This is a genomic window from Streptomyces sp. NPDC060184, from assembly GCF_042728795.1.
Taxonomy (GTDB): domain Bacteria; phylum Actinomycetota; class Actinomycetes; order Streptomycetales; family Streptomycetaceae; genus Streptomyces.
Genome location: NZ_JBHWYX010000017.1, coordinates 81,261 through 101,606, shown reverse-complemented (window position 1 = coordinate 101,606; position 20,346 = coordinate 81,261). Strand labels below are relative to the sequence as shown.

Annotated in this window: 16 protein-coding genes; 8 read left to right on the top strand and 8 right to left on the bottom strand. The window is 71.9% G+C overall.

All coding sequences use genetic code 11. The annotated features are described in order from the left end of the window. Nucleotides 1-108: 108 nt before the first annotated feature. Nucleotides 109-897: a ferritin-like domain-containing protein gene (locus ACFWEE_RS14105; RefSeq protein WP_386888975.1), complete on the top strand. Its 789-nt coding sequence runs from the start codon at nucleotides 109-111 to the stop codon at nucleotides 895-897. Nucleotides 898-977: 80 nt separating this feature from the next. Here ACFWEE_RS14105 and ACFWEE_RS14100 read toward each other — a convergent pair whose 3' ends face one another. Further along, on the bottom strand, nucleotides 978-1,973 hold the full coding sequence (locus ACFWEE_RS14100) for a magnesium and cobalt transport protein CorA (protein WP_386888973.1): 996 nt from the start codon (nucleotides 1,971-1,973) through the stop codon (nucleotides 978-980). A gap of 75 nt (nucleotides 1,974-2,048) precedes the next feature. Between ACFWEE_RS14100 and ACFWEE_RS14095 the strand changes: the two genes are divergently transcribed. The 4 genes from ACFWEE_RS14095 to mshC all read left to right on the top strand — a co-directional run bounded on the left by ACFWEE_RS14095 (nucleotide 2,049) and on the right by mshC (nucleotide 5,694). After that, a complete protein-coding gene (locus ACFWEE_RS14095; protein WP_386888972.1) occupies nucleotides 2,049-2,771 on the top strand; it encodes a histidine phosphatase family protein in 723 nt (240 codons plus the stop codon). A gap of 121 nt (nucleotides 2,772-2,892) precedes the next feature. Continuing rightward, nucleotides 2,893-3,483 (top strand): DUF3090 domain-containing protein, encoded by a 591-nt coding sequence (locus tag ACFWEE_RS14090; protein WP_386888971.1) that lies wholly within the window; start codon nucleotides 2,893-2,895, stop codon nucleotides 3,481-3,483. Beyond that, nucleotides 3,447-4,280, top strand: a complete 834-nt coding sequence (locus ACFWEE_RS14085) for an SCO1664 family protein (protein ID WP_386888970.1) — start codon at nucleotides 3,447-3,449, stop codon at nucleotides 4,278-4,280. Before ACFWEE_RS14090 ends, ACFWEE_RS14085 begins: the two co-directional genes overlap by 37 nt. Before the next feature lie 184 nt (nucleotides 4,281-4,464). Continuing rightward, nucleotides 4,465-5,694: a cysteine--1-D-myo-inosityl 2-amino-2-deoxy-alpha-D-glucopyranoside ligase gene (mshC, locus tag ACFWEE_RS14080; RefSeq protein WP_386888968.1), complete on the top strand. Its 1,230-nt coding sequence runs from the start codon at nucleotides 4,465-4,467 to the stop codon at nucleotides 5,692-5,694. An 87-nt stretch (nucleotides 5,695-5,781) separates the two neighbouring features. On the opposite strand, the gene ACFWEE_RS14075 is transcribed toward mshC, so the two are convergent. Then, entirely contained in the window at nucleotides 5,782-6,930 is a 1,149-nt protein-coding gene (locus ACFWEE_RS14075) for a PAC2 family protein (protein ID WP_386888967.1), read from the bottom strand. Nucleotides 6,931-7,192: 262 nt separating this feature from the next. Here ACFWEE_RS14075 and ACFWEE_RS14070 point away from each other — a divergent pair, with 262 nt between their 5' ends. Continuing rightward, entirely contained in the window at nucleotides 7,193-8,533 is a 1,341-nt protein-coding gene (locus ACFWEE_RS14070; protein ID WP_386888965.1) for an enolase C-terminal domain-like protein, read from the top strand. Beyond that, the gene (locus tag ACFWEE_RS14065; protein ID WP_386888963.1) at nucleotides 8,530-9,309 is read left to right on the top strand and encodes an SDR family NAD(P)-dependent oxidoreductase; all 780 of its coding nucleotides are present in this window, start codon (nucleotides 8,530-8,532) and stop codon (nucleotides 9,307-9,309) included. The genes ACFWEE_RS14070 and ACFWEE_RS14065 overlap by 4 nt, the downstream gene beginning before the upstream one ends. 45 nt (nucleotides 9,310-9,354) lie before the next feature. Here ACFWEE_RS14065 and ACFWEE_RS14060 read toward each other — a convergent pair whose 3' ends face one another. The 6 genes from ACFWEE_RS14060 to ACFWEE_RS14035 all read right to left on the bottom strand — a co-directional run bounded on the left by ACFWEE_RS14060 (nucleotide 9,355) and on the right by ACFWEE_RS14035 (nucleotide 16,497). Further along, entirely contained in the window at nucleotides 9,355-10,026 is a 672-nt protein-coding gene (locus tag ACFWEE_RS14060; protein ID WP_386888961.1) for a FadR/GntR family transcriptional regulator, read from the bottom strand. Between the two features lie 94 nt (nucleotides 10,027-10,120). After that, on the bottom strand, nucleotides 10,121-11,179 hold the full coding sequence (locus ACFWEE_RS14055) for an LLM class flavin-dependent oxidoreductase (protein ID WP_386888959.1): 1,059 nt from the start codon (nucleotides 11,177-11,179) through the stop codon (nucleotides 10,121-10,123). Between the two features lie 84 nt (nucleotides 11,180-11,263). Next, the gene (locus tag ACFWEE_RS14050) at nucleotides 11,264-12,874 is read right to left on the bottom strand and encodes an FAD-dependent oxidoreductase (protein ID WP_386888958.1); all 1,611 of its coding nucleotides are present in this window, start codon (nucleotides 12,872-12,874) and stop codon (nucleotides 11,264-11,266) included. 5 nt (nucleotides 12,875-12,879) lie between these two features. Then, complete coding sequence (gene glpK, locus ACFWEE_RS14045) at nucleotides 12,880-14,409, bottom strand: glycerol kinase GlpK (RefSeq protein WP_386888957.1); 1,530 nt, start codon at nucleotides 14,407-14,409, stop codon at nucleotides 12,880-12,882. Nucleotides 14,410-14,468: 59 nt separating this feature from the next. Beyond that, entirely contained in the window at nucleotides 14,469-15,260 is a 792-nt protein-coding gene (locus ACFWEE_RS14040) for an MIP/aquaporin family protein (protein WP_386888956.1), read from the bottom strand. A 472-nt stretch (nucleotides 15,261-15,732) separates the two neighbouring features. Continuing rightward, the gene (locus tag ACFWEE_RS14035) at nucleotides 15,733-16,497 is read right to left on the bottom strand and encodes an IclR family transcriptional regulator (RefSeq protein WP_386888954.1); all 765 of its coding nucleotides are present in this window, start codon (nucleotides 16,495-16,497) and stop codon (nucleotides 15,733-15,735) included. A gap of 247 nt (nucleotides 16,498-16,744) precedes the next feature. On the opposite strand from ACFWEE_RS14035, the gene metH reads away from it, so the two are divergent. After that, a complete protein-coding gene (gene metH, locus ACFWEE_RS14030; protein WP_386888953.1) occupies nucleotides 16,745-20,257 on the top strand; it encodes a methionine synthase in 3,513 nt (1,170 codons plus the stop codon). Nucleotides 20,258-20,346 lie beyond the last annotated feature (89 nt).

The window sequence follows — 20,346 nt, the reverse complement described above, 5'->3', positions numbered from 1 at the left end:
CAGGACGTCACCGGGCCCGCTCCGGTTGCCCGGAGCGCCGCGGAGCCTTTGACTTCTTAACTACGGGCCAGCCTTTTGTCTGCGGACACCGGTACGGAGGTGGCAGTCATGCTCTCGGCAAAAAGTCTCTTCCAGGAGATCCTCGACGACGACGAGTCGTTCCGGCTCTTCTGCTCCATTGCCGCCAGCGGTGAGTCGCAGGGGGGCTGGGAGAACGCCCGCATCGCCGCGCTCGTCCCCGGGAGCCAGCGTGCCCTGGCCCCGAAGATCGCCCGGCACGGCGCCGACGAGGACAAGCACGGCCGGATCTTCAACGCGCTGCTGAAGAAGCGCGGGCTGCCCGCCGCCGAGGTCCCCGCCGACACCGACTACACGATGCTCCTGGAGCGCCACGGGATCGGCCTCGCCCATGAGCAGCTCAAGGCCGAGGAACCGCTCACCGAGCGCGACATCGTCACCTACCTGGCCCACAGCCGGGTCACCGAGCAGCGGGCGTCCGAGCAGATGCGCCTGCTGCTCAAGTACTTCGCCGACGACCCCGTCATCGGCCGCGCCGTGCGGATGATCTCGCACGACGAGGACAACCACCTCGCCTACTGCCACGAGGAACTGCTCCGCCTCGCCCGTGCCGGTCACGGCCGTACGATCCAGCGCATCCTGCGCGAGTGCGCGCTCGCCGAGATCAGGGTCTACCGCGACGTCAGCCTCGCCGTCATGGCCCACATGGGCCGCATCCTCGGCTGGCCCCGGCCGAAGGCGGCGGCCCTGGCGGCGGGGATCCACGCGATGTACGCGTACGAGCGGCTGGCCGGCTGGCGCCGGATGGTGAGCCTGGCCGAGCCGGAGCGCCGCGACGCCCTCGGTTCCCCGGCCGCGGCGGGCGCCGAGTTCGCCTGAGGCTCCCGCGAGCGGATCGGAGCACCCCGGTCGGATCGGCCGCGGATCGGAAGGGATCAGTGGGGTGAGGCGGGGTGCGGTCAGAGCCAGCCGCGCCGCTTGAACTGCCGGTACAGACCGAAGACCACCCCGGCCATCAGGACGATCACCGCCGGATAGGACCACACCCAGTGGAGTTCCGGCATGTGGTCGAAGTTCATGCCGTAGATGCCCGCGACCATCGTCGGCACGGCGGCCATCGCCGCCCAGGCCGAGATCTTGCGCATGTCGTCGTTCTGCCGGACCCCCATCTGCGCCAGATGCGCCGAGAGGATGTCGGACAGCAGCCGGTCCAGCCCTTCCACCTGCTCGTTGGCGCGGGTGAGGTGGTCGCCGACGTCCCGGAAGAAGGGCTGCGACTCCGCGTGCACGAACGGCACCCCGGTCCCCGCGAGCCGGGTCATCGGCCCGGCCAGCGGCCCGGCGGCCCGGCGGAACTCCATCACCTGGCGCTTGAAGGTGTAGATGCGGCTCGCGGTGTGCTGGGACTCGGCGTTGCCGCTCGGCGCGAACACCTGGGTCTCCAGCTCCTCCAGGTCGATCTGCAGCTCGCCCGCGACGTCTATGTAGTGGTCCACGACCGAGTCGCTCACGGCGTACAGCACGGCGGTCGGCCCCTGCCGCAGCACCCCGGGCTGTGCCTCCAGCCGGCGCCGCACGTCCGCCAGCGGCGCGCTCTCGCCGTGGCGGACCGTCACCACGAACGAGTCGCCCACGAAGACCATCAGCTCGTCCGCGCTGACCGTGTCGCCGTCCGGTTCGTAGGCGATCGGTTTGAGCACCATGAGCAACGAGTCGTCGTAGATCTCCAGCTTGGGCCGCTGGTGCGCCTTGAGCGCGTCCTCCACGGCGAGGGGGTGCAGTCCGAACTCCTTGGTCACCAGGGAGAACTCCTGCTCGGTGGGCTCGTGCAGCCCGATCCAGAGAAAGGCGTCCCCCGCGGCCCGCGCCTCGTCCAGCGCGTCGGAGAAGTCGTCGGGGCCGTCCGTCCGGCGCCCGTCCCGGTAGATGGCACAGTCGACAATCACGGCGCGCATTCTTCCCTGCCCCGGCCGGAAGCACACCTTCGCCCCACCCGGGGACCCGCGCGCGGGGTCGTTAGGCTGGCCGGTATGCCCACCCTGATCCTCGTACGCCACGGACGCTCCACCGCCAACACCTCCGGGGTGCTCGCGGGCCGTACCCCCGGTGTCCAGCTGGACGAGCGCGGCGCCGCGCAGGCCGCCGGGCTGCCCGGCCGCCTCGCCGGACTGCCGCTCGTGGCCGCCGTCAGCAGCCCCCTCCAGCGCTGCAGGCAGACCCTCCAGCCGCTGCTGGACGCGCGTCCCGGCCTCCCCCTGCACACCGAGGACGGCCTCTCCGAGTGCGACTACGGGGACTGGTCCGGGCGCAAGCTCGCCGAGCTCTCCGACGAGCCGCTGATGTCGGTCGTGCAGCAGCACCCCTCCGCCGCCGCCTTCCCGGGCGGCGAGTCGATGCGCGCGATGCAGAACCGCGCGGTCGACGCCGTACGGGCCTGGAACGCGCGCATCGAGGCCGAGTACGGCGAGGACGCCGTCTACGTGCTGTGCTCGCACGGCGACATCATCAAGGCCGTCGTCGCCGACGCCCTCGGCATGCACCTGGACCTCTTCCAGCGCATCCACGTCGACCCCTGCTCGGTCACCGCCATCCGCTACACGCGGCTGCGCCCCTTCCTGCTGCGCCTCGGCGACACCGGCGACCTGGCGGGACTCGCCCCGCGCGAGCAGGGGCTCGGCGCCGACGCCACCCCCGCCGACGACGCGGACCACGGATCGCACGCCCAGGTGGGGGGCGGCGCTGGGGCGCCGTGATCGCTCCTGGCGATAGGGTGGACGGGCCGTAGGGAGCCCGTCGACGGGTTTCCCGGCACCCGTCCCCGGGCGGTGGGGGTCAGCCCCCGTCCGCCGCCGATTCCCCAAGGGAGAACTGGACGTGTCCCGTCAGGTGTTCCTCTACGACCCGCCGGAACGATTCGTGGCCGGGACGGTCGGGCTGCCTGGACGCCGTACGTTTTTCCTGCAGGCGTCCGCAGGCGGCCGGGTCACCAGCGTCGCCCTGGAGAAGACCCAGGTCGCCGCGCTCGCGGAGCGGATCGACGAACTGCTGGACGAGGTCGTCCGCCGCACCGGCGGCAACTCGCCGGTGCCCGCCGTCGCCCCGATGACCGTCGCCGACACCGCGCCGCTCGACACCCCCGTGGAGGAGGAGTTCCGGGTCGGCACGATGGCGCTGGCCTGGGACGGCGACGAGCAGTGCATGATCGTCGAGGCGCAGGCCCTCGTCGAGATCGACGTCGAGACCGAGGACGACCTCGCGGCGGCGGAGGAAAGGCTTCTCCAGGACGAGGAGAACGGCCCGCCGATGCTCCGGGTGCGCCTCAGCGGCGCCCAGGCCCGGGCCTTCGCCAAGCGCGCCCTGGACGTGGTCTCCGCCGGCCGCCCGCCGTGCCCCCTGTGCAGCCTGCCGCTCGACCCGGAAGGACACGTGTGCCCGCGTCAGAACGGATACCGGCGCGGGGCATGACGACCGCAGCCGAACTGGTCACCCTGCTCACCGAGGGGCGGCTCACCGTCCTCGGCCGCGTGCCCGGAGCCTCCAACGCGGTCCTGCGCTGCACCGTCGCCCACGACGGCGTGGAGCTGCCGTGCGTCTACAAGCCCGTCGCGGGGGAGCAGCCGCTGTGGGACTTCCCCGACGGCACCCTCGCCCAGCGCGAGGTGGCGGCCTGGGAGGTCTCCGAGGCCACCGGCTGGGGACTCGTCCCGCCCACCGTGCTGCGCGAGGGCCCGTACGGCGAGGGCATGTGCCAGCTGTGGATCGACGCCGAGCCGGACGCGGGCCCGATGCTCGCCCTCGTCGAGGGGGAGGAGCCGGAGGACGGCTGGAAGGCCGTGGGCCTCGCCGACGTGGGCGAGGGGAAGACCGCGCTGCTGGTGCACGCGGACGACGCCCGGCTGCGGCGGCTCGCGGTCCTCGACGCGGTGATCAACAACAGCGACCGCAAGGGCGGCCACCTCCTGCCCGCACCCGGCGGCCTGCTCTACGGCATCGACCACGGCGTCACCTTCCACTCCGACGACAAGCTGCGCACCCTGCTCTGGGGCTGGGCGGGCGAGCCGCTGACCGCCGAGGCGGTGGAGGTGCTGGACCGGCTCGCCGGCGAGCTGGCGCCCGAGGCACCGCTGGCCGCACGGCTGGGCGGGCTCATCACCCCGGCGGAGCTGGACGCCGTACGCGAACGGGTCGCCGCACTCCGCGAGACCGGGCTGCACCCGGTGCCGAGCGGGCAGTGGCCCGCCATCCCGTGGCCGCCGGTCTGACGGACCCGTGGACAGGACCGTGGGGCGGACCCGTGGACAGGACCCGCGGAAAGGACCCGAGGGGCACGCGGCATCTTCCGCACCACGCTTTAACCGGGCCGGACGGTTCCGTCAAGAATGCGTCTTCGGACACGATTCGCCATCCGGTTCGTATCCGGAACCTCCGTCCGGTTACGCTCATGACATGCATGCCTGGCCCGCTTCTGAGGTCCCCGCCCTGCCTGGCAAGGGCCGCGACCTTCGGATCCACGACACCGCGACCGGCGGACGGATCACCCTTGACCCCGGTCCCGTCGCCCGCATCTACGTCTGCGGCATCACGCCGTACGACGCGACCCACATGGGTCATGCGGCGACCTACAACGCGTTCGACCTCGTTCAGCGCGTGTGGCTCGACACCAAGCGGCAGGTTCACTACGTCCAGAACGTGACCGACGTGGACGACCCGCTGCTGGAGCGGGCCGTGCGCGACGGAGAGGACTGGACCGCACTCGCGGAGCGCGAGACCGCCCTGTTCCGCGAGGACATGACCGCGCTGCGGATGCTCCCGCCGAAGCACTACATCGGCGCGGTCGAAGCCATACCGGGCATCGTGCCCCTCGTCGAGCGCCTGCGGGACGCGGGTGCGGCGTACGAGCTGGAGGGCGACGTCTACTTCTCCGTCGAGGCCGACCCGCACTTCGGCGAGGTCTCCGGTCTCGACGCGGAGGCCATGCGGCTGCTCTCCGCCGAGCGCGGCGGCGACCCCGAGCGCCCCGGCAAGAAGAACCCCCTCGACCCGATGCTCTGGATGGCCGCCCGTGAGGGCGAGCCCAGCTGGGACGGCGGCAGCCTCGGAGCCGGACGGCCCGGCTGGCACATCGAGTGCGTCGCCATCGCCCTGGACCACCTCGGCATGGGCTTCGACGTGCAGGGCGGCGGCTCCGACCTCGCGTTCCCGCACCACGAGATGGGCGCCTCGCACGCGCAGGCCCTGACCGGCGAGCACCCGTTCGCGCGGGCGTACGTGCACGCCGGCATGGTCGGCCTGGACGGCGAGAAGATGTCCAAGTCGCGCGGCAACCTGGTCTTCGTCTCCACCCTGCGCCGCGAGGGCGTGGACCCGGCGGCGATCCGCCTCGCCCTGCTCTCGCACCACTACCGGAGCGACTGGGAGTGGACCGACCAGGTCCTCGCCGACGCCGTCGCCCGGCTCGGACGGTGGCGGGCCGCGGTCTCCCGCCCGGACGGCCCGTCCGCGGACGCCCTGGTCGAAGAGGTCCGCGAAGCCCTCGCCGACGACCTGGACGCCGCGACCGCGCTGGCCGCCGTGGACCGCTGGGCCGAGCGCCAGCACTCCGAGGGCGGTACGGACGAGGGCGCACCCGGCCTCGTCTCCCGTACCGTCGACGCGCTCCTGGGCGTCGCGCTGTAGAACGGCGTCGCGCCGCAGAACGGTTTCGGCCCCGGACCTCTCCGAGAAGAAGAGGTCCGGGGCCGTTGGCGTACGCGGGGGCGGGCGTCAGCTCTCCGGCTTGTCCCCGTCGGGAGAACCGGAGGCCGAGCCGGAGCCCGAGTCGGAGTCCGTACCCGAGTCGGAGTCCGTACCCGAGCCGGGGCCGTCGTCGTCCGACGGCTTCTTCTCCTCGGACCCCTCACCGGCCGTGCCTAGGTCGCCGCCCTGAACGCCGCCCGGTCCGCCCGCCGGACCGGACTCCGCAGGACGCTGCGGCTTGGGCGGACGGGTGCGACCGCTCGCCGGGTCCCGCAGATACGGCACGTCACCGCTCTCCGTGGCGTGCCCGCCGGGTGCCTGGCCCGGACCCGGGCCGGGGTCGCGGCGCCGCAGATAGCGCTCGAACTCGCGGGCGATGGCCTCCCCGGAAGCCTCGGGAAGCTCGGCGGTGTCCCGGGCCTCCTCCAGTGTCTGGACGTACTCGGCGACCTCGCTGTCCTCCGCGGCCAACTGGTCCACGCCGATCTGCCAGGCGCGCGCGTCCTCGGGCAGCTCGCCCAGTGGGATGCGCAGTCCGAGCAGGTCCTCCAGCCGGTTCAGCAGGGCCAGCGTCGCCTTCGGGTTCGGCGGCTGCGAGACGTAGTGCGGCACGGCGGCCCACAGGCTCACCGCCGGAACGCCCGCGTGGGTGCACGCCTCCTGGAGGATGCCGACGATGCCGGTCGGGCCCTCGTACCGCGTCTCCTCCAGGTCCATGGTCACGGCCAGGTCCGGGTCGGAGGTGACCCCGCTGACCGGCACCGGCCGGGTGTGCGGGGTGTCGCCGAGCAGCGCGCCCAGGATGACCACCATCTCGACGCCCAGCTCATGGGCGAAGCCCAGCAGTTCGTTGCAGAACGAGCGCCACCGCATGGACGGTTCGATGCCCCGGACCAGCACCAGGTCACGGGGCTTGTCGCCACCGACGCGGACCACCGAGAGTCGCGTCGTCGGCCAGGTGATCTTGCGGACACCGCCGTCCAGCCACACCGTGGGGCGGTTGACCTGGAAGTCGTAGTAGTCCTCGGCGTCCAGCGCCGCGAACACCTCGCCCTTCCATTCCCGGTCCAGATGCCCGACCGCGGTGGAGGCGGCGTCACCGGCGTCGTTCCAGCCCTCGAACGCGGCCACCATGACCGGGTCGATCAGCTCGGGTACACCCTCGAGCTCGATCACCCAGGCCTCCTTCCGAAGTTCCCTTGCGTATGCGTACGCACCAACCTTACGGGTTGGAGCATTCCCATCCGAAGCCCCTTTGCACGGGCGGGTGAACCTAGATCGCCGAAGTGCGGCAGCGGGCGAGTCGGGGCATCCGAGACCGGATTCATCCGAGCTGTGCACCCCCGAATTTCTCCCGGAGCTGGACGAAGAGGCTCGTATGGCGCTATACATCGGATGTTCGCTGTAGAGATCCGATGTTATTGCCCTGGGGGCGCGCATGAGTCAGACCGTCACGGACGTCGAGGTCCACGACATCCGCTTCCCGACGTCCCGAGAACTGGACGGCTCGGACGCGATGAACCCCGACCCCGACTACTCCGCCGCCTACGTCGTGCTCCGCACCGACGCCCCCGGCACCGGTGACGACGGCCCCCTCGAAGGCCACGGCTTCTGCTTCACCATCGGGCGCGGCAACGACGTCATGGCCGCCGCGATCGAGACCCTCAAGCCGTACCTGCTGGGCCGGCCCGTGCCGCGCACCGCGGCCGACCTCGGCGACCTGTACCGCGAGCTGACGCACGACTCGCAACTGCGCTGGCTCGGCCCGGAGAAGGGGGTCGCGCACATGGCGGCCGGGGCCGTCGTCAACGCCGCCTGGGACCTCGCGGCGAAGGCGGCCGGGCTGCCCGTGTGGCAGTTCCTCGCCACGATGACCCCCGAGGAGCTCGTCTCCCTGGTGGACTTCCGCTACCTCACCGACGCCCTCACCCCCGAGGACGCGCTGGAGATCCTGCGCGCCGCCGAACCGGGCCGCGCCGAGCGGACCGCGCAGCTGCTGGCCCAGGGCTACCCCGCGTACACCACCTCGCCCGGCTGGCTCGGCTACGACGACGAGAAACTGGTCCGCCTCGCCAAGGAGGCCGTCGCCGACGGCTTCACCCAGATCAAGCTGAAGGTCGGCGGGGACCGCGACGACGACGTACGGCGCCTGAAGCTCGCCCGCGAGGCGGTCGGCCCCGGCATCCGGATCGCCGTGGACGCCAACCAGCGCTGGGACGTGGCCGAGGCGGTGGAGTGGATGAGCGCCCTCGCCCCGTACGACCCGCACTGGATCGAGGAGCCCACCAGCCCCGACGACATCCTCGCGCACGCCGCCATCCGCGCCGGACAGCCCGTCAAGGTCGCCACCGGCGAACACGGCGCGAACCGGGTCGTGTTCAAGCAGCTGCTCCAGGCCGGGGCCGTGGACTTCGTCCAGATCGACTCGGCCCGGGTCGCCGGGGTCAACGAGAACCTCGCCATCCTCCTGCTCGCGGCGAAGTTCCAGGTGCCGGTCTGCCCGCACGCGGGCGGCGTCGGGCTCTGCGAACTGGTCCAGCACCTCTCCATGTTCGACTTCGTGGCCGTCTCCGGCACCTGGGAGGACCGGGTCATCGAGTACGTCGACCACCTGCACGAGCACTTCACCGAGCCCGCCGTCGTGACCGGCGGACGGTACGTCACCCCGCGCACCCCCGGCTTCTCGGCCCGGATGCTCCCCGCGTCGATCGCCGAACACCGCTACCCGGAGGGCCCCGTCTGGGCGGCCCTCCCCGACCACGAGGAGGCCGGCCGATGACCGGTACGAAGGACTTCGACGGACTGTCCGCCCTGGTGACCGGAGGCGCTTCCGGCATCGGCGCCGCCGTCGCCACGCTGCTGCTGGAACGCGGCGCCCGGGTCGCGGTGCTCGACCGGGACACCACCGGAGCGCCCGAGGGGACCTTCGCCGTCCAGGCCGACGTGACCGACGACGCCCAGGTCCGCGCGGCCGTCGACCGTGCCGCCGCCGAGTTCGGCGGACTGCACACCCTGGTCTCCAACGCCGGCATCGGCTCCATCGGCACCGTCGAGGACAACGCCGACGAGGAGTGGACCCGGGTCCTGGACATCAACGTCCTCGGCATGGTCCGCACCGCCCGGCACGCCCTGCCGCACCTGCGGGCCGCGGCCCAGGAGCGGCCCGGCGCGGTCTCGATCACCCAGACCTGCTCCATCGCGGCCACCGCCGGACTGCCGCAGCGGGCCCTCTACAGCGCGAGCAAGGGCGCGGTCCTCTCCCTCACCCTCGCCATGGCCGCCGACCACGTCCGCGAGGGCGTCCGCGTCAACTGCGTCAACCCCGGTACCGCGGACACCCCGTGGATCGGACGGCTGCTCGGCCAGGCCGGCGACCCCGAGGCCGAACGGGCCGCGCTCAACGCCCGCCAGCCGCTCGGCCGCCTGGTCTCGGCCGACGAGGTCGCCGCCGCGATCGTCTACCTGGCGAGCCCCGCCGCCGCCTCCGTCACCGGCACCGCCCTCGCCGTCGACGGCGGCATGCAGGGCCTGCGGCTGCGCCCCGCCGAGGACTGACCGGCCCCGGCTGCCGGTCACCGCACCGGCAGCCGGTCCGTGCGTTCAGAGCGTGGAGCGCAGCCACTGCTCCACGCTCGCCACGTGCACCGTCGCCCACGCCCGCGCCGCCTCCGGGTCCCGGTCGCGCAGCGCGGCCAGGATGGCGCGGTGCTCCTGGAGGGTGCGGCTGAGCGCGTCCTCCTGCGTCAGCCCGCGCCAGACCCGCGCCCGGGTGGTCGGCCCCGACAGGCCGTCCAGCAGCGAGCAGAGCACCGTGTTGCCGGAGGCCTGGACGATTCCCCGGTGGAAGCGGAGGTCGGCGGCGACGAGTTCCTCCACCGAGGGCCCGTCGCCCAGCGCGTCGAGCTCCGCCGCGAGCGCGTCGAGCTCCGCGTCCCCGATCCGCGAGGCGGCCATGGCCGTGGCCGCCGGTTCCAGGATGCGGCGGACCGCGAGGAACTCCAGCACCGTGTCGTCGCGGTGGAAGTCCACCACGAAGCTCAGTGCCTCCAGCAGGAGCTGGGGGTCCAGACTGGTGACGTAGGTACCGTCGCCCTGCCGTACGTCGAGGATGCGGATCAGCGACAGTGCCCGCACCGCCTCGCGCAGGGAGTTGCGGGACAACCCCAGGTCCGCGGCGAGTTCGCTCTCCTTCGGCAGCCGGTCGCCGGGGCGGAGCGCGCCCGAGACGATCATGCCCTTGATCTTTTCGATCGCCTCGTCGGTGACAGCCATGACGGACCTCCTGGGTGCGGACGGGTTCAGACATCCGATGTCTCACCCCATTATGGGGTCCGACCCGCCCGCCCCCCGTCGCCCAGAGCTGGGATCACTCCCACAGGCTCGTCGGGGCTTCCCGGCGGACCACCGGAGCGATCTCCTCCGCGAACCGCTGCAGGGTCTCCAGCTGCTCGGGACGGCTCAGACCGAGTCCGTCCACGGTGATCGACTGGAGATCGTGGTGGTACTCCTCGTAATAGCCGAGGATCTTGTCGATGATCTGCTGAGGGCTGCCGATCAGCTGCGGGCCGCCCGCGATGGCGTCCTCGATCGTCCGGAACGGTGTGTTGTACCCGGCCTTCCCCTCCAGATGCGGCCGGAAGGACTGCCGCACCCGCGCCTCGTACAGATCCTTGTACCGCTCCACCGCCTGCTGCGAGCTGTCCGCGATCAGCAGCCCGCCGGAACCGGCCGCCACCCGGGCGTCCGCCGGATCGTGCCCGTACGCCTCGAACCGCTCGCGGTAGTGCGCGATCAGCTTCGCGTAGGCGGCCTTCGGCTGGACGGCGTTGGCGGTGAAGAGCGGGTCGCCGTGCTTGGCGGCCAGCTCGGTGGAGTGCAGGCTGGTCGCCGAGCCGTGCCAGACGCGCGGAGCGCCGTCGTACGGACGCGGCACGGTGGTCGTGTTCTTCAGCGGCGGGCGGAACTCGCCCTCCCAGTCGACCCCCTCCTCGGTCCACAGCCGGCGCAGCAGCTCGTACTTCTCCTGCTGGAGGTCCCACTGCCGGTCCTCGTCGAGCCCGAAGAGCGCGAAGTGACCGGCCTCGGCGCCCTTCCCGACGACCAGTTCGAGCCGCCCGCGCGCTATCTGGTCGAGGGTGGCGTAGTCCTCGGCGACCCGGACCGGATCCAGGATCGCGACGACGGTGACGCCCGTCAGCAGCCGGATGGAGGTCGTCCGCGCGGCCACCGCCCCCAGCACCACGGTCGGGCTCGACGAGAGGAAGGGGCCGGCGTGCCGTTCACCGACGGCGTACGCGTCGAAGCCGAGCCGCTCGGCGTCCGACGCGGTCTCGACCACCTCGGCGAAACGGTCGGCGGGGGAGAGGAGTTCGCCGGTCAGCGGGTGCGGGGCATGCCCGATCAGGGAGAGTACGGAGAATCTCATGCCCTCCACTGTTCCCGCGTTCCGTTGCGGCGGTGTGGCGGCGACATGGCAGGGCCGCCGCCACACGCTCGGTCCGACAAGACCTCAGTCGCGCCCTGCCAGCACCGACTCGACCCCGGCCCGCACCTCGTCGGTTGCCAGCCCCCGGATCGTCAGCGTCGTCCGCCGCCGCAGCACGTCGTCGGCGGTCCGGGCCCACTCGTGGTCGCGCGCGTACGCCACCTGCGCCCATATCTCCGGAGCGTCCGGGTGGACACGGCGGGCGAGGGCCGGGTCCTCCTCCGCGAGCCGGGCGATGTCGAAGGCGAGCGAACCGTAGTGCGTGGCCAGATGGCGCGCGGTGTCCGCCGCCAGCCGGGGACCGGACCCGGCACCGTCCGCCAGCAGCCGGTGCGTCACCGCCTCGGGACTGGCGATCCCGGGCAGCGGCAGCCGCCTCGGCAGCCGGTCCACGGGCTCCATCGCGTCGCCCAGTGGACGCCCCGGCAGCGCGGCCAGCTTGGCCGTCACGGTGCGGCCGATGTGCCGGAACGTCGTCCACTTGCCGCCCGCCACCGACAGCATCCCGCCGCGCCCCTCCGTCACGACCGTCTCCCGCTTGGCCTTCGAGGTGTCGCCCGGACCGCCCGGAAGCACCCGCAGCCCGGCGAAGGAGTACGTGATCAGGTCGCGCGAGAGCTGCTGGTCCCGGACGGAGAACGCCGCCTCGTCCAGGATCTGCGCGGTGTCCTGCTCCGTCACCGCCAGGTCCTCGGGCTCGCCCTCGTACACCTCGTCCGTGGTGCCGAGCAGCAGCATGTCCTCCCACGGCAGGGCGAAGGTGATCCGGTACTTGTCGATCGGCGTCGCCAGCGCCGCCCGCCAGGGGGCGGTGCGCCGCAGCACCAGGTGCGCGCCCTTCGAGAGCCGCACGGAGGGGGCGGCGCCCGGGTCCTCCATCCTCCGCAGCCGGTCCACCCACGGGCCGGTGGCGTTCAGCACCAGGCGGGCGTCCACCCCGAACTCCGTACCGTCGGCCCGGTCGGCCAGCTCCGCGCCGGTGACCCGGCCCCGGGTGAACCGGAGCCCGGTCACCGCCGCGTGGTTGAGCACGTCCGCACCGGCCACGACCGCCGCGCGCACGGTCATCAGGGCCATCCGCGCGTCGTTCATCTGGTCGTCGCCGTAGACCGCGACCGCCTTCAGCCCGTCCGTACGCAGCTCGGGCACCTCCCGCCGGGCCCGCTGCGGGCTGATCACATGGCCGACGCCGTCGCCGAAGGCGGAGAGCGCCGAGTAGGCGAAGACGCCCGCGCCGAGCTTGGCCGCCGCGTGCGGGCCGCCCTTGTAGACCGGCAGGTAGAAGGTGAGCGGATTGGCGAGGTGCGGGGCGACCTGCCGGGAGACCGCCCGCCGCTCGAAGTGGTTCTCCGCGACCAGCCGCACCGCGCCGGTCTGGAGGTAGCGCAGCCCCCCGTGGAGCAGCTTCGACGAGGCGGAGGAGGTGGCGCCCGCGAAGTCGCCGGCGTCCACCAGGGCCACCCGCAGCCCGGACTGCGCGGCATGCCAGGCGGTGGAGATGCCCAGGATGCCGCCGCCGATCACCAGGAGGTCGTACGTCGTGCGGGAGAGCCGCTCCCTGGTCTCGGCGCGGCCCGGGAGGGAGCCGGCGGCCGGGCGCGTCCCGGGTGCGGGGACGCTCTGCGGGATGGTCATGTCTGCTACTCCTCGGTGTCGTCGAGCCAGCCCATGGAGCGCTGCACCGCTTTGAGCCAGCTCTTGTACTCGCGGTCACGGGTGGCCGCGTCCATACGGGGTGTCCACTCGGCGGCCCGGCGCCAGTTGGCGCGCAGCGCGTCGGTGTCCGGCCAGAAGCCGACGGCGAGCCCGGCGGCGTAGGCGGCGCCGAGACAGGTGGTCTCGGCGACCATCGGGCGCACCACGGGCGCGTCCAGGCAGTCGGAGAGCATCTGCATCAGCAGGTTGTTGGAGGTCATGCCGCCGTCGACCTTGAGCGCGGTCAGCTCGACGCCGGAGTCCTTCGTCATGGCGTCGCTGATCTCGCGGGTCTGCCACGCGGTCGCCTCCAGCACGGCCCGGGCGATGTGCGCCTTGGTGACGTACCGCGTGAGCCCGGCGATGACGCCCCGCGCGTCGGGGCGCCAGTAGGGGGCGAACAGGCCGGAGAAGGCGGGCACGAAGTACGCGCCGCCGTTGTCGTCCACCGAGGAGGCCAGGGTCTCGATCTCGGCGGCCGAGTTGATGAGCCCCATCTGGTCGCGCATCCACTGCACCAGCGAACCGGTGACGGCGATCGACCCCTCCAGCGCGTACACGGCCGGCTGGTCGCCGATCCGGTAGCCCACGGTGGTCAGCAGCCCGTTGTAGGAGTTGACCGGGGTGGAGCCGGTGTTGATGAGCATGAAGGTGCCGGTGCCGTACGTGGACTTGGCCTCGCCCTCCGAGAAGCAGGTCTGGCCGAAGAGCGCCGCCTGCTGGTCGCCGAGCGCGGAGGCCACCGGGACCCCGGCGAGCACCCCGTCGGAGGCGAGCCCGTACACCTCCGCGGAGGAGCGGATCTCCGGCAGTACGGCGGCCGGGATGTCCATGGACCGCAGGATGCGCTCGTCCCACGTCAGGTCGTGCAGGTTCATCAGCAGGGTGCGCGAGGCGTTGGTGACGTCCGTGACGTGGACGCCGCCGTCGGTGCCGCCGGTGAGGTTCCAGATGACCCAGGAGTCCATCGTGCCGAAGAGGATGTCCCCGCGTTCGGCCCGCTCGCGCAGCCCCTCGACGTTGTCGAGCAGCCAGCGGATCTTGGGGCCGGCGAAGTAGGAGGCGAGCGGCAGACCGGTCTCGCGGCGGAAGCGGTCCTGGCCGACGTTGCGGCCGAGTTCCTTGCAGAGCGCGTCGGTACGGGTGTCCTGCCAGACGAGGGCGTTGTGGACGGGCTCTCCGGTGTGCCGGTCCCACAGCAGGGTGGTCTCGCGCTGGTTGGTGATGCCGATGGCCTTCACGTCGTCGGCAGTGACACCCGCCTTGACGACCGCTCCGGCCACCACCTCCTGCACGTTCTCCCAGATCTCGGTGGCGTCGTGCTCGACCCAGCCGGGCTTCGGGAAGATCTGCTCGTGCTCCTTCTGCTCGACCGAGACGATCCGGCCGTCCTTGTCGAAGACGATGCAGCGGGTGGACGTGGTGCCCTGGTCGATGGCCGCGATGAACGGGCCGGCGGTGTGTGCGTCGTTCACGGTGTGCTCCCCGGGGTCTGTGGTGGTGTGGGTGGAGGCGTCTGCCGGGCTCTCGCGCATCAGGCGAAGGCGACGTTGTAGAGGAGGCCGGCCAGGGCGCCGCCGACGAGCGGTCCCACGACGGGTACCCACGCGTAGCCCCAGTCCGAGCCGCCCTTGTTCGGCAGCGGCAGCAGTGCGTGCACGATACGCGGGCCGAGGTCGCGGACCGGGTTGATCGCGTAGCCGGTCGGGCCGCCCAGGGAGAACCCGATGCCGACCACGACCAAAGCGGTGACGAGCGCCCCCAGCGAGCCGAGCCCGTTGCCGTCGTCGTTGAGGCCCTGGGTCAGGATGGCCAGCACCAGCACGAGGGTGGCGATGATCTCGGTGACCAGGTTCTGCGCGGCGTTGCGGATCTCGGGGCTGGTGCAGAAGACCCCGAGCACCGGTCCCGCGTACGGGTCGCTGGTCTGGTCGACCATGCCCTCGGCGGGGTTCTCGGCGCCGGTGATCTCCGGGTCGGTCAGGTGGGCCCGGAACTGCCCGTAGTACACGGCCCACACCAGTACCGCTCCGATGGCGGCACCGAGCAGCTGCGATCCGACGTAGAGGGGCACCTGGCTCCACGGCGTACCGCCCTGGATCGCGAGGCCGATGGTGACGGCCGGGTTGAGGTGGGCCCCGGACACACCGCCCGCCAGATAGGCGCCGGTGAGCACGGCGAAGCCCCAGCCGAAGGCGATGGCGACCCAGCCCGCGCCCTTCGCCTTGGAGCGCTTGAGGGTGACGGCGGCACAGACACCACCGCCCAGCAGGATGAGCACGGCGGTACCGATGGTCTCGCCGATGAAGATGTCGGAGCTGGACACCGCGACTCCTTTGTCCTTCGTCCAGAGGAATGCGCACCACCGGGTCCCTCCGGGGGTACACGCCCCAGACGACGCCCCCGTCGAGGGGGATGCGCCGCCTGCAGGGGCTTGACCGGCCCTCGGCATTGCCACACCTTAACGCCTATGGTCGTGAAGCGTTCGGCAATGCCGACCGGTGAACGGCAGTGTTTCGCTCGGCCGAGGCGGGCGTCAAGGGGGTGTGGCATACGACTCGGACCGGGTGGTGCGCTCCGGCGGAGAACGACCGGGCGGCCGGGGAGCGCCCGGCGGGGGCGACCGGTGGCGGTGTCGGACGAGGGTGACCGGCGGGGGTGCTCGGTCGCCGGGGAGTGACGGACGCGGGGCTCGCGCGTGCGAGAGCCCGCCCGGTCGGGGGAGACGGGCGGGCTCGGAGGCGCCGAATACGACCCGGGTACGGGATCGGGCGGGCCGGGCCCGTACCCCGCCCGGCTCAGAAGCGGCCGGCCCCCAGGTCGCGGGAGACCGCACGGGCGCAGTCGCGCACCGCCGCGATCAGCTCGGGGCGCAGCTCGCCCGCCGGGCGCAGCCGCTCCACCGCGCCGGTCACCGCGACCGCGCCGACCGGCATCCGGCGGCCGTCGTGGATGGGGGCCGCCACGGCCGCCACCCCCTCCCAGGTCTCCTCCGCGTCGTCCGCCCAGCCGCGCGCCCGGGTCAGCGCGAGCGTCTCCTCGAAGGCGTCCTGCGCGGTGACCGTACGGGCGGTGAAGGGGCGCCGCTCGCCGTCGAGCGCCTCGCTGTGGGCCACCGGGTCGAACGCGGCGAGCACCTTGCCGAGGGCCGTGGAGTGCAGCGGCTGCATCGCGCCGACCTCCAGCACCTGGCGGCTGTCGTCCGGCCGGAAGACGTGGTGCACGATCAGGACCCCGTGCTGGTGCAGCACCCCGAGGTGGACGCTCTCGCCGCTCGACCGGGCCAGGTCGTCGGTCCAGACGAGGGCCCGGGCGCGCAGTTCGTGGACGTCCAGATAGCTGTTGCCCAGGCGCAGCAGCTCCGCGCCCAGCTGGTAGCGGCCGGACGCGGGGTCCTGCTCGACGAAGCCCTCCAGCTGGAGGGTGCGCAGGATGCCGTGGGCCGTCCCCTTGGCGAGGCCCAGGGACGAGGCGATGTCGGAGAGGCCGAGCCGGCGCTCGCCGCCCGCCAGCAGGCGCAGCATCGCCGCCGCCCGCTCCAGCGACTGGATGTTCTTGGCCATCGCGCCGTACTCCTCCACTCATCCGCTCGGTTCGACAATGCTGAACACTATCGGTCCATGTCGACCTCCGCGCGGGGCAAGGGGCAGTGTTCCGTCGCTTCCCCGCCACACCATTTCCGCCACAGCATGCAGTCCGGTCGGTGGGACGCCCGCACAGGGGTCACCGGTAGCGGGCTACGCTGGCCGGGTGCGCCTTCTGCCGGAAGTGCGCAAAGCCGACAGCCGTCGCATCCCTGGGAGATCATCCATGGCCTCGTTGCCGACCCCTTCCGCCGCCAGCCCGAGCAGGGCCGACGCACTCCGCGAAGCACTCGCCACCCGTGTGGTCGTGGCCGACGGCGCCATGGGCACCATGCTCCAGGCCCAGGACCCCACGCTCGCGGACTTCCAGGACCTCGAAGGCTGCAACGAGATCCTCAACGTCACCCGCCCCGACATCGTGCGCTCCGTGCACGAGGAGTACTTCGGGGTCGGCGTCGACTGTGTCGAAACCAATACGTTCGGCGCGAACCTCGCAGCTCTCGGCGAGTACGACATTCCCGAACGGGTCTTCGAGCTCTCCGAGTCCGGCGCGCGGATCGCCCGCGAGGTCGCCGACGCGTTCACCACCTCCACCGGACAGCAGCGCTGGGTGCTCGGATCCATGGGCCCCGGCACCAAGCTGCCGACCCTGGGGCACGCCCCGTACGACAAGCTCCGCGACGCCTACCAGCAGAACGCCGAGGGCCTGATCGCCGGCGGCGCCGACGCCCTCCTCGTGGAGACCACCCAGGACCTGCTGCAGACCAAGGCGTCGGTCATCGGCGCCCGTCGCGCGCTGGAGGCCACCGGCGCGAACCTTCCGGTGATCTGCTCCGTCACCGTCGAGACGACCGGCACCATGCTGCTCGGCTCCGAGATCGGCGCGGCGCTCACCGCCCTGGAACCCCTCGGCATCGACCTGATCGGCCTGAACTGCGCCACGGGCCCCGCCGAGATGAGCGAGCACCTGCGCTATCTCGCACGCCACTCGCGCATCCCGCTCTCCTGCATGCCGAACGCCGGCCTCCCCGTCCTCGGCAAGGACGGCGCGCACTACCCCCTGTCCCCGGGCGAACTCGCCGACGCGCAGGAGACGTTCGTCCGCGAGTACGGCCTCTCCCTGGTCGGGGGCTGCTGCGGTACGACCCCGGAGCACCTGCGCCAGGTCGTCGAGCGCGTCCGCGGCACCGTGCCCACCGTCCGCGACCCGCACCCCGAGCCCGGCGCCGCCTCGCTCTACCAGACCGTGCCGTTCCGCCAGGACACCTCGTACCTCGCCATCGGTGAGCGTACGAACGCCAACGGGTCCAAGAAGTTCCGCGAGGCCATGCTGGAGGCCCGCTGGGACGACTGCGTGGAAATGGCCCGCGACCAGATCCGCGAGGGCGCGCACATGCTCGACCTCTGCGTCGACTACGTCGGCCGCGACGGGGTCGCCGACATGGCGGAGCTGGCCGGGCGCTTCGCCACCGCGTCCACCCTGCCGATCGTGCTGGACTCCACCGAGGTGCCCGTCCTCCGGGCCGGCCTGGAGAAGCTCGGCGGCCGTGCCGTCCTGAACTCCGTCAACTACGAGGACGGCGACGGACCCGAGTCGCGGTTCGCCAAGGTCACCCGGCTCGCGGCCGAACACGGCGCCGCGCTGATCGCCCTCACCATCGACGAGGAGGGCCAGGCCCGCACCGTCGAGCACAAGGTCGCCATCGCCGAACGGCTCATCGCGGACCTCACCGGCAACTGGGGCATCCGCGAGTCGGACATCCTCATCGACGCCCTGACCTTCACCATCTGCACCGGTCAGGAGGAGTCCCGCAAGGACGGCATCGCCACCATCGGCGCCATCCGCGAGCTGAAGAAGCGGCACCCCGACGTCCAGACCACGCTGGGCCTCTCCAACATCTCCTTCGGCCTCAACCCGGCCGCCCGGGTCGTGCTGAACTCCGTCTTCCTCGACGAGTGCGTCAAGGCCGGTCTCGACTCCGCCATCGTGCACGCCTCGAAGATCCTGCCGATCGCCCGCCTGGAGGAGGAGCAGGTCAAGGTCGCCCTCGACCTGATCCACGACCGGCGCGCCGAAGGCTACGACCCGCTGCAGCGGCTCATGGAGCTGTTCGAGGGCGTCAACATGAAGTCGATGAAGGCGGGCAAGGCCGAGGAACTCCTCGCGCTGCCGCTCGACGAGCGCCTCCAGCGCCGCATCATCGACGGCGAGAAGAACGGCCTGGAGGGCGACCTCGACGAGGCCCTGGAGACCCGCCCGGCCCTCGACATCGTCAACGACACCCTGCTCGAAGGCATGAAGGTGGTCGGCGAGCTCTTCGGCTCGGGCCAGATGCAGCTGCCGTTCGTGCTCCAGTCCGCCGAGGTCATGAAGACCGCGGTCGCCTACCTCGAACCGCACATGGAGAAGTCCGACGCGGAGGGCAAGGGCACCATCGTGCTGGCCACCGTCCGCGGCGACGTCCACGACATCGGCAAGAACCTCGTCGACATCATCCTCTCCAACAACGGCTACAACGTCGTCAACATCGGCATCAAGCAGCCGGTCTCGGCGATCCTGGAAGCCGCCGAGGAGCACAAGGCCGACGTCATCGGCATGTCCGGCCTCCTGGTGAAGTCCACCGTGATCATGAAGGAGAACCTGGAGGAGCTGAACCAGCGCAAGCTGGCCGCCCGTTTCCCGGTGATCCTCGGCGGCGCGGCCCTCACCCGCGCCTACGTCGAGCAGGACCTGCACGAGATCTACGAGGGCGAGGTCCGCTACGCCCGCGACGCGTTCGAGGGCCTGCGCCTGATGGACGCCCTCATCGCGGTCAAGCGCGGCGTCCCCGGAGCCGTGCTCCCCGAGCTCAAGCAGCGCCGGGTGCCCAAGCGCGACACCGCCGTCCTGGAGGTCACCGAACCGGAGACCGGCGTCCGCTCCGACGTCGCCACCGACAACCCGGTGCCCACCCCGCCGTTCTGGGGCACCCGCGTCGTCAAGGGCATCCAGCTCAAGGAGTACGCCTCCTGGCTCGACGAGGGCGCGCTCTTCAAGGGCCAGTGGGGCCTCAAGCAGGCCCGCGCCGGTGACGGACCGACGTACGAGGAGCTGGTGGAGACCGAGGGCCGCCCGCACCTGCGCGGCTGGCTCGACAAGCTCCAGAGCGAGAACCTGCTGGAAGCCGCCGTGGTGTACGGCTACTTCCCCTGCGTCTCCAAGGGCGACGACCTCATCCTGCTGAACGAGGACGGCTCGGAGCGCACCCGCTTCACCTTCCCCCGCCAGCGCCGGGGCCGCCGCCTCTGCCTCGCCGACTTCTTCCGCCCGGAGGAGTCCGGCGAGAAGGACGTCGTCGGCCTCCAGGTCGTCACCGTGGGCTCCAAGATCGGCGCCGAGACCGCCAAGCTCTTCGAGGCCAACGCCTACCGCGACTACCTGGAGCTGCACGGCCTCTCCGTCCAGCTCGCCGAGGCCCTCGCCGAGTACTGGCACGCCCGGGTCCGCTCCGAGCTCGGCTACTCCGGCGAGGACCCGGCCCACGTCGAGGACATGTTCGCGCTGAAGTACCGCGGCGCGCGCTTCTCCCTCGGCTACGGCGCCTGCCCCGACCTGGAGGACCGCGCGAAGATCGCCGAACTGCTCCGGCCCGAGCGCATCGGCGTCCACCTCTCCGAGGAGTTCCAGCTCCACCCGGAGCAGTCCACGGACGCGATCGTCATCCACCACCCCGAGGCGAAGTACTTCAACGCGCGCTGACGCGCCGCGCACGGCCGCCGGCCGCCACCCTCCCGACGTACTCCCGCCGGGAAAACACCGGAGACCGTTCACGCGCGGACGCCGGACGA

What these genes read in the sequence shown, in the direction of transcription:
- mshC (WP_386888968.1), top strand. Translation starts at nt 4,465, where the DNA reads ATGCATGCCTGGCCCGCTTCTGAGGTCCCCGCCCTGCCTGGCAAGGGC.
- ACFWEE_RS14055 (WP_386888959.1), bottom strand. Translation starts at nt 11,179, where the DNA reads ATGAGATTCTCCGTACTCTCCCTGATCGGGCATGCCCCGCACCCGCTG.
- ACFWEE_RS14050 (WP_386888958.1), bottom strand. Translation starts at nt 12,874, where the DNA reads ATGACCATCCCGCAGAGCGTCCCCGCACCCGGGACGCGCCCGGCCGCC.
- ACFWEE_RS14065 (WP_386888963.1), top strand. Translation starts at nt 8,530, where the DNA reads ATGACCGGTACGAAGGACTTCGACGGACTGTCCGCCCTGGTGACCGGA.
- ACFWEE_RS14060 (WP_386888961.1), bottom strand. Translation starts at nt 10,026, where the DNA reads ATGGCTGTCACCGACGAGGCGATCGAAAAGATCAAGGGCATGATCGTC.
- ACFWEE_RS14105 (WP_386888975.1), top strand. Translation starts at nt 109, where the DNA reads ATGCTCTCGGCAAAAAGTCTCTTCCAGGAGATCCTCGACGACGACGAG.
- ACFWEE_RS14100 (WP_386888973.1), bottom strand. Translation starts at nt 1,973, where the DNA reads ATGCGCGCCGTGATTGTCGACTGTGCCATCTACCGGGACGGGCGCCGG.
- ACFWEE_RS14095 (WP_386888972.1), top strand. Translation starts at nt 2,049, where the DNA reads ATGCCCACCCTGATCCTCGTACGCCACGGACGCTCCACCGCCAACACC.
- metH (WP_386888953.1), top strand. Translation starts at nt 16,745, where the DNA reads ATGGCCTCGTTGCCGACCCCTTCCGCCGCCAGCCCGAGCAGGGCCGAC.
- ACFWEE_RS14035 (WP_386888954.1), bottom strand. Translation starts at nt 16,497, where the DNA reads ATGGCCAAGAACATCCAGTCGCTGGAGCGGGCGGCGGCGATGCTGCGC.
- ACFWEE_RS14070 (WP_386888965.1), top strand. Translation starts at nt 7,193, where the DNA reads ATGAGTCAGACCGTCACGGACGTCGAGGTCCACGACATCCGCTTCCCG.